The organism is Actinomadura sp. KC216, from assembly GCF_004348535.1.
GTDB lineage: Bacteria > Actinomycetota > Actinomycetes > Streptosporangiales > Streptosporangiaceae > Spirillospora.
In genome coordinates this window covers 1-8398 of sequence record NZ_SMJX01000344.1, presented here as the reverse complement: position 1 = coordinate 8398, position 8398 = coordinate 1, and the positions used below count along the sequence as shown (strand labels likewise).

Below are 8398 nucleotides of genomic sequence, written 5' to 3'. Positions count from 1 at the left end.
GTCGGCGGCGGGTTCGGCGGCTCGATGATCGTCCTGGCCCCTGCCGAAAAGGCTGGCCGCGTCCGGGACGCGATCACCGCCGCCTACGCCAAGCGCGGCTGGACGGCGCCGGAGTTCCTCGACGCCGTCCCGTCCGCCGGGGCCGCCCGGGTCACCGCTCCATAGCGGCGGTGATGTCGTCGCGGAGCCTCGCGGCCTCCGCGGCGGGATCGGACTGGTCCAGGGCGGTGAAGCCGTCCACGGCGGCGGACGCGGCCGACGCCGCCTCGGGCAGGCGCCCGGCCTGGGCGAGGATGCGGGCCTCGTCGTAGGAGACGAGCGCGGTCTCCCAGACGCGGGCGGGCTCGTTGTCCGGCGGCAGGCCCGCGAGCGCGGCGCGGGCCGCGTCCACGACGGTGAGCGCCTCGTCGGTGTCGCCGCTCCACAGCAGGCACATCGCGCGGCGGCGCCCGGTGCGGACGACGCCGTACGGGTCGCCCGCCTTCTCGAACGCCTCGGTGGCCTCCGCGAACCGTTCGGCGGCCACGACGTCCTGGTCGAGGTTCGACAGGACGTCGGCGGCCTCGTACAGGAAGTGCGCGGCGGCGTCGTGCTGCCCCTCGCGGGCGGCGTCCTGGGCGAGCGAGGTGAACGACGCGGCGGCCTCCTCCTCGCCCAGCCCCTTCTGCGCGTGCGCGAGGATCAGCCTGCAGCGCCGCTCCGAACCGGCGTCCTCCGGGCCGGTGAGCGCCGGGAGCGCCTCCTCGGCGGTCTCGGCGGCCTCCAGGTGGCGGTCCGTCGACAGGTACGCGGCGGCGAGGTCGACGCGCAGGTGGATCGCCTGCTCGTGCAGGCCCTCCGCCGTCCAGCCCGCGATGGCCTCGGCGAGGTCGGCGGCGGCGTCGGCCGGACGGTCCAGCGCGAGGAGCGCGAGCCCGCGTTCGGAATGCGCCGCGGCGCGCATCGGCGACGGGCCGGGCAGCGCGGCGAGCCCCTCGTCGATCAGCGCGATCACCTCGTCGTCCGGGCCGCTCTCCCGTTGCGCGAGGGCACGGGCGAGGAGCAGCACGGGCGGGGCGACGAGCTCCGGATCGTCGGCCGCGCGGGCGGCCTCGGCGGAGCGGCGCAGCGCCGCGACCGCCCCCTCACCGTCCTCGGACATCAGCAGCGCCTGCCCGCGCACGAACCACATCTCCCCGGCGCTCACGGGATCGTCGTCCGGATCCACCCGGTCGAGCGTCGCCAGCGCCTCCGCCGGACGCTGAAGCTCCACGTAGGCGGTGGCGAGGCGCAGCAGCGAGCTGGTGGCGTCGCCCTCGCCGGTCGGGTTGCTCGTGAAGTACTCCGCGGCGGTGACCATCTCGTCGACGCCGCGCCGGTCGCCCATGCGGAGGTGGACCGCGCCGAGGCGGCCGAGCACCCGGTGGCGGCGCGTGTCGTCGCCCAGCTCGCCGAACAGCTCGTGGGCCGCCTCCAGGAACGACGCGGCGGGCGGCCACTCCTCCGCGACGGCATGCTCGACGCCCTTGCCGTCCAGGCGGCGGGCCTTCTGCAGCGGCGTCGGCTCCGCCGTCTCGGCGACGGCGTCGAACCGCCGCCACGCGGCCAGCGACCGGGACAGGTCGCGGCGGGTGCGGCGCTCGTCGGCGATGTCCAAGAGCCTGTCGAGGTCGGTCTCGGCGGACAGGTCGTCGTCCGGGACGGGCCGCTGCGCCGCCGCGGGGGCGGCCGGGGCCGGGCGGCGGTGGTGCGCGGCCAGCGGGACGAACTCGGCGACCGGCTCCGCCTCCAGCACCGCGCGTATCTGGTCGCCCTGGCAGGACGTCCCGTTGCGGGCGTCGAACCGGCCCGCCAGCTCCGTCGCGCGCTCCGCCAGCTCGGCGCGCAGCTCCGCCAGCGGCACGTCCGCCGCCGGTCGGCCGTCCGCCGCGGGCCGCCGCACGGTCGCCTCGCCGTGCCCGGCCGCCGCGACCCGCCCCAGGACGAGCGCCGCCGCCGCGCAGAAGGACATCTCCGCGTGGGTGCTCGGCGCCCGGTCCAGCCACCCGAGATGCCGCTGGAGGATCTCCAGCCCGCGCGCCTCGTTGCCCGTGACCGCGCAGAACTCCAGATGTTCCGCGACATCGCCCATATCGGCGAGCCGGGTGCGGTGCACCCGGTACGCGCGGCGATGCGCGTCCGCGGCCTGCTCGGTGCGGCCCGTCCGCAGGTACACCGGCAGCATCGCGGTCTGGATCGACTGCGGCTGCTCGTTGCACCGCAGCGTCGCGTCCAGCACCGGCGCGGCGATCTCGAACGCTTCCTCGTGCCGTCCCGCCTGCACGAGATGCCTGGCCATGCCGGTCGGGTCGCAGCCCTCGCAGTCGGACAGCTCGTCGCGTTCGGCCGCGCGCCACTTCGCGTACCACTCGTCCGCCGAGCCGTCGCCGACGTGCCGCGCCACGACGTTGCGGTAGTGGTACACCGCCTGGAGGCTGTGCCCGCCCGCCTTGTAGCGGCGCTCCATGTCGTCCAGGACCGAGTAGGCCCGGTCGAGCGGGATCTCCGGGAACAGCGTGAGCGAGCTGACGATCGCCTTGATCTGCCACAGCAGGCCGTGCGTCTCGTCGAACCGGCCGGGATCGCGGTCGTGGTCGGCGAGCGACCGGCTGAACGTCGCGAACGCCTTCACGGGCTCACCGCCGTACCGGTACGCGTCCGTCAGCCGGACCCGGACGTGGAACGCCAGCACCTCGTCGCCCGCCGCCTCGGCACGGCGCAGCGCGTCCTCGACCAGGACGGTCCGCGCCTCGCCGTACGGCAGTTCCTGCGACCGCGCCATCAGCGCATAGACGTCATCCGTGCTCACGGGGGGCCTCCGGGGAGTGGACGGCCCACTCGAGCAGGCCGATGAAGGAACGGTTCAGCACCGCCGTGTCGGCGGGCCGCAGCGGATGGTGGCCGAGCAGCAGCGCCTGCCCATACAGGGCTTGGACGGCGAGCTCCACCAGCCCGTCATCGCCCAGCGACGTGACGCGCCGCGCCAGCGGGTTCCGGTGGTTGAGCACCAGCTGCGGGCGGTCGGTGCCCGTCGTGGCGTTGACCGCGCCGAGCACGTCGGCCCACAGCTCGTCCGCCTCCTCCCGCGCCCGCGCCAGCTCCTCCCGGAACTGCGCGTCGCGGCTGGTCAGATACAGGGCGGGCAGCGACGCCGGATCGAACTCGCGGACCACGACCTCGCAGCCGAGCCGCTCCACCGCCCGCTGCGCCGCCGCGAGGAACGGCCGCAGCCGCAGCTCCGCCGCCGGGTCGACGACACCGAACGTGGTCGTCAGCATCGCCGCGTCCAGCCGGGCCAGCCGGATGTCGGGGTCGAGCGCGGGCAGCCGCTCGATGATCTCGGTGTCGTGGACGTAGCCGCCGTTGACGAGGCCGACCCCCTGCGCGCCCGCCACCGCCGACAGCCGCCGGAACTCGTCCACGTCCGGGGTGAACCGCCCCTCCGGGTGCCGACGGCGGAACTCGTGCAGCGTCATCGGCCCGGCGGACGTCTCGTACTCCAGCCACCGGTCCACGATCCGGAGCATCTCGTCGTCGTGCAGCGCCATCGCCTTCACGCCGAGCTGATGCAGCCGCAGGAACGCCCGGAGCCGCCCCGGGTCGGTCTCCGACAGCCGCACCAGCCACTGCCGCAGGACGTCACCGAGCCCCTGCCGCGCCGAGTCGAGCAGCTCGTCCTCGTAGAGCGCCTCGCGGCTCGCGGTCGGACGCAGCTCGCCCGCGTCCACGACGCAACGAGCGAAGAACGCCCACTCGGGGAGCAGCCCCTCGACGCTCTCCGCCAGCAGCATCCGCTTCAGATAGACCCGATGCGCGGCACGCGCGGCAGGCGAAACGGGCTGCGGCAGCACGAACGCGACACCCGTCAACCCGGCCTCGGGCACGTCCAGATCCACAACGTCGAACGGCGTGAACCCGTACAGATCCTCGCAGTACCGCTCAAGCGCCCGCCGCCGCGACGCCGGGTCAGGATGGGCGACCTGCCAGGGCGGCCCGCCACCGGTGATCGCCACACCGTCCACGGTCAACTCGACCGGAAGCAGCGACCCGTACGTACGCGCGAGGTCGGCGACCACGGCCGGGCTGAGCAGCTCCGCCGACCCCGGACGGGCCCGCAGCGAGACCGTCGTCCCGGGCTGATCACGCTCGGCAGGCTCGACCCGGTAACTGCCGCCGGACAGCCCTGTCCAGCGGACGGCGTCCCCGCCCTTCGCAGAGCGGGTCACGACCTCGATCTCATCGGCGACGAGGAACGCCGACAGCAGCCCGATCCCGAACTGGCCGAGGAAGTCGTGCCGCGCGAACCCCAGCTCGTCCCGCTTGGACGAGCGGCCGATCGTCGCCAGCAGCGTGTGGACCTCATCGCCGGTGAGCCCGATCCCGTCGTCATGAACGCGCAGCGTCCCGCCGCCGGTCTCGATCTCGACCCGCCCGCCGCCTCCACCACGCGCCGTGATCGCGTCCACCGCGTTCTGCAACAGCTCGCGCAGATAGACCCGCGGGCTCGCGTAGAGATGCCGGCTCAGCAGATCCACCACGCCGCGCAGGTCGACCTGAAATGCCTGTTCTGCCACCGACGTGCCTCCCCGATCACCTTTACGGGCGATCACACCCTAGCGACCGATACCGACTCCCACAGATCATTTGCGCGCTCCGCTTCACCGGGCACCGGTGCGCCGCATACGACCGGCGTCCCGGCCGAGCCCCGCGAGCAGTCCCCCGCACCACACGAACCCAAGCCCGCCCTTGACCGCCGCACAGCCGTCCAAACCACCTTTATGGACGATCACAAAACACAAGATGATCGACCTTTTTCAATACCATCTGACTAAGCCGTTTATAACCACTACGCTCAGTCATCGCACCCCGCGCACCGTCGGAGCATGATCAGCCCGAGCCGAAGGCGGACGATGACCTCCCAAGGAACCGACCGGCGCCAATTCTTGATGACCGATAACAACTTCGTCGATTGGAAAGGGAATGCCTTCGCGGTCATCGAACGTCCGCGATGGTCTTTCCGCAACATGTTCCGGTCATCCGTCCCAGCGATACGGGTCCTGGCCCCAGAGGGGAGCCTGCTGTTCCAGATGCCTCAGCAGCGGACACGGGACATCGACCTCCTCCCGGTCGAGGACGCGTCCGGCAACCGGATCACAGCGCTGCGCCGCACCGGCAGAAAGGGCCTGACCACGAACCTGTTCCAGGTGGTCGATCCAAACGACGAGCCCTTCGGCACCATTCAGGGCGACTTCACCTACACCTCCTTCAAAGTCATCGACTCGAATGGCACGCCCATCGGACACATCTCGGAGGGCAGCGGCATGACGACGATCCAGTCCCCCGACGACAGCGAACGCTGGCGGTACTCCCTCATGGCCCTGGCGATAGCCGCCGAGATCGCCGCCGAACTCCAGGCCCTGCGCAGCCACTGACCGCCACACTCGACACAAAGGACGCTCATGGACCTCGATTTCGGCGCCCTGGCCGATAGCGCCCAGGAGTACGCCACCCGGTCAGAAGACCTGCGCCGCCGGATCGACGAACTGAAGACCGAGGCCGAATCCGCCGACGGCCGGGTGAAAGCGCAGTGGACCAGCGCGGGGCTCGCCGGCGTCGTCCTGGATCCGACGGCGCTGCGCATGCCCGCCGCTGAACTCGGCGAGCGGATCACCGAGACCGTACGGGACGCTCAGCGGGAATTCGAGCGCAAGGTCGCCGAACTGACGACCGAATCATTCGGGCCGAACGGCGACCAGATGGCGGATCCGCCAAGCGCGGAAGAGGCCGCCGCCTTCGTCACCGACCTGCACACAACGTTCGAGAGCACGCTGCACGAGACCACCGCGATCATCGACAGCATGCGTCGAGCCTTCCAGCAACGCTGAAAGGCCGCCGGGGTTCAGTGGGGGCGGGTCTGCTCCGACCACGTCCCCACGCCCGTCTCCTCAACGAACCGGCGCAGCCGCCACAAATCCTCCAGGCTGAGCGACCCGCCCCCCTCGCCGTCCTTGATCATTGCGAGCAAGAGGCGCCCCGGAGACTCCTCCATGCCCCGGATCTGCTTCGGCGGTTCGTAGTCACCATCCTTGCTATAACTCAGCTTCAGCGTCACCGGCCCACCGCCCCCGGGGTCGACGACCTCGAACTGCCGGAACCGCTCGGCCGGAAGGATCTCTTCAGGCCGCTTGCCGCTTGTCACGACCAGCCCCCGAGCATCGATGTAGGTGAGGAATTCCCTTCCGGGCAGGAGTTGGACGACGAGCAGCGGAATCAGCGCGACCAGCAGGACGCCCAACACGGCCAGCACGTAGCGCCAGACGTTGTCCACCGCCACCGCGCCCCAGATACAGAGGACGCACAGGAACCCCAAAACGGCGAGCGTAATGGGCGCATCCCGCTTCGGGTTCTGAAGGACGACCCTGAAACCTCCAGGAGCGGTCATCAGTCGAGCCCCTTGTCGGTATCGGCCGGGATCGGATTCGTTCGCTTGACGTAGTCGTCCCCATAGCCCTCTTTGCCGGTGACCGAGGTGATCCCCTTGTTGATCCAGGGCGCCCCTGGGTTCGCGACGCCCTCGGGTGCGTAGGGAAGTCCGGTGTCCGCGACCCCCTTGGCGCCGCCGAGGCCCGACCACAGGCTCCTGTACTTCTGCGGGAGGCGGACCATGGGCAGGCGGAACTTCCCATATCCGGTGCCGCCGAAGGCCCGGCCGCGCATGAACTGCCCGGTGATCTTCTGCTCGATGAGGGCGAGCCTGCTAATGGCCACGTCATCGACGCTGCGCACCGTCGCCTCGAAAAAGTCCGGGAAGGCGTTGGTGTTGCCGGTGAGCATCTGGCCTACCACGTCGACCCCGGTGGCGGCGCCGATGGCCGCCGCACACGCCGTGCCCGCCTTCTGCAGCACCCCCTCAGCTGTGCGGAGGACGTGCCGCACGCTCAACGCGGCACTCCGCGCAGCGGCCTCCGCGGCCGCCAGGTGCGCTTGACCGTACCCGGGCACGGGCACCAGAAGCCGCGCGATGAGCACCCATGCGGCGAAGTAGGCGAGGACGAGTGCGCACGCCAGCATCGTCATGATGAACACGGCGATCAGCAGTGCCATGACCGTGAGAACGATGAACATGACGAACGCGTACGCGAAAGCCAGCATCAGCTGGTTGGCGTAGTCGTGCATCTTCTTCTCGAAGGCGTCGCGGTCCTTGCCGTACCAGCTGTCGTCCGGCAGCGTGCGCAATTCGTCGTCGATCTTGTCCCGCGCCGACTTGATCTTGTCGACGGTCTTCTTCCAGTCCTCCGCCGCGTCCCAGAGTTGCGCCGGGTCCGACTGGGCCATGTACATGACCGCTACCGACGGCCAAGCCGTGGGGATGATGAAGGCGGCGACCGTCGAGACGTCCAAGGCGATTTTGGCCATCTCGGCCAGATGACCCATGCCGCTGGGAGCCACGAAACACCCGTCTCTACTCGGGACGCGGAATCACCGCGTCTTCGGCGCGCTCTTGTCGTCCGCCATCTGGACGACCTTGGCGGTCGTCTTCAGCCCGTCCTGGAACTCCTTCAGGTGACGCAGCTTCGTCACCAGGTCGACGTCCGCGTACTCCGTGCCTTGGACGTACGCATGGGCCAGATGAGCGCAGAACGTCGTGAACGCTTGTGCCTCGACCTCGCGGGGGGCGGCGTTCACGTGTCGCCGCGCCTGGCTCAGGTCGTCCCCGAGGTCGGTGACAAGCCGGTCACCCAGCCGCGAAATGTCCTGCGACTTGAACCGCACCTCGCCGGACCCAGTCGAGACCGGCATGTTCCCGAACGGCGACTTCGGCGGCACCGGCTTGGCGGACGGCGGCGTCGGCGGCGCGGACCCGGGCGGTGCGGGCGAGTGGTCGGTCTTCGTTCCCAGGGCCTGCGCGACCCGGTTCGGAGGACTCATACGATCTTGATCTCCACTTGACTCGCGAACTGTCAGGAGTCAGGCACGTTGGCAGCGCGGTAAGAATAACGGGGTTTCGCCTCCGCTTCACGGGTTTGCGTGCAAATGAGCGAGCCCGGGCCGGGGTCGTCTACGGGCCTGGTTCGGGGTCTTGGGGGAGGTTTGTTAGGAGTTCTCGCACTTCGCGGATTCTGGTGGGGGCGTCGATCTCGATTAGCAGGTCTAGGGCTTCGGAGTAGGCGGGGCGGGCCTTGGAAGGGCGTCCGGCATGGCGGTGGATGTCGCCGAGAATGCACAGCATGGTCGCCAGGCCGGCCTTGTTCTCTAACCAGGATTAATTGGTGTTGGCGGGTGTGGTGGTGAGGGTGAGGCCTGTGGTGGTCAGGCAGCCATCGATCACGTCGGGGTGGTGCTGGACCACTTTGAGGCGGTGCTTGATCATGCGGGTGAG

The 8398-nt window shown here is 70.3% G+C and carries 7 protein-coding genes; 2 read left to right on the top strand and 5 right to left on the bottom strand.

What is annotated here, in order from left to right:
* Nucleotides 1–151: 151 nt before the first annotated feature.
* Both E1264_RS36205 and E1264_RS36200 read right to left on the bottom strand, forming a co-directional pair.
* On the bottom strand, nt 152–2827 hold the full coding sequence (locus tag E1264_RS36205; protein WP_132180977.1) for a hypothetical protein: 2676 nt from the start codon (nt 2825–2827) through the stop codon (nt 152–154).
* A complete protein-coding gene (locus E1264_RS36200; RefSeq protein WP_132180975.1) occupies nt 2814–4592 on the bottom strand; it encodes an HSP90 family protein in 1779 nt (592 codons plus the stop codon). The genes E1264_RS36205 and E1264_RS36200 overlap by 14 nt, the downstream gene beginning before the upstream one ends.
* Before the next feature lie 309 nt (nt 4593–4901).
* Here E1264_RS36200 and E1264_RS36195 point away from each other — a divergent pair, with 309 nt between their 5' ends.
* Entirely contained in the window at nt 4902–5450 is a 549-nt protein-coding gene (locus E1264_RS36195; RefSeq protein WP_132180973.1) for a hypothetical protein, read from the top strand.
* Between the two features lie 27 nt (nt 5451–5477).
* A complete protein-coding gene (locus E1264_RS36190; RefSeq protein WP_132180971.1) occupies nt 5478–5903 on the top strand; it encodes a YbaB/EbfC family nucleoid-associated protein in 426 nt (141 codons plus the stop codon).
* 14 nt (nt 5904–5917) lie between these two features.
* On the opposite strand, the gene E1264_RS36185 is transcribed toward E1264_RS36190, so the two are convergent.
* The 3 genes from E1264_RS36185 to E1264_RS36175 are packed head-to-tail and all read right to left on the bottom strand — an operon-like array spanning nt 5918 to nt 7947.
* Nucleotides 5918–6460, bottom strand: a complete 543-nt coding sequence (locus E1264_RS36185) for a hypothetical protein (protein ID WP_132180969.1) — start codon at nt 6458–6460, stop codon at nt 5918–5920.
* Nucleotides 6460–7452 (bottom strand): hypothetical protein, encoded by a 993-nt coding sequence (locus tag E1264_RS36180; protein ID WP_132180967.1) that lies wholly within the window; start codon nt 7450–7452, stop codon nt 6460–6462. Before E1264_RS36180 ends, E1264_RS36185 begins: the two co-directional genes overlap by 1 nt.
* Nucleotides 7453–7497: 45 nt before the next feature.
* The gene (locus tag E1264_RS36175; protein ID WP_132180965.1) at nt 7498–7947 is read right to left on the bottom strand and encodes a hypothetical protein; all 450 of its coding nucleotides are present in this window, start codon (nt 7945–7947) and stop codon (nt 7498–7500) included.
* Between the last annotated feature and the right edge of the window lie 451 nt (nt 7948–8398).

Bases quoted from the DNA above. Each gene is read 5' to 3' on its own strand.
- E1264_RS36175 (WP_132180965.1), bottom strand. From the start codon at position 7,947: ATGAGTCCTCCGAACCGGGTCGCGCAGGCCCTGGGAACGAAGACCGAC.
- E1264_RS36195 (WP_132180973.1), top strand. From the start codon at position 4,902: ATGATCAGCCCGAGCCGAAGGCGGACGATGACCTCCCAAGGAACCGAC.
- E1264_RS36185 (WP_132180969.1), bottom strand. From the start codon at position 6,460: ATGACCGCTCCTGGAGGTTTCAGGGTCGTCCTTCAGAACCCGAAGCGG.
- E1264_RS36190 (WP_132180971.1), top strand. From the start codon at position 5,478: ATGGACCTCGATTTCGGCGCCCTGGCCGATAGCGCCCAGGAGTACGCC.
- E1264_RS36180 (WP_132180967.1), bottom strand. From the start codon at position 7,452: ATGGGTCATCTGGCCGAGATGGCCAAAATCGCCTTGGACGTCTCGACG.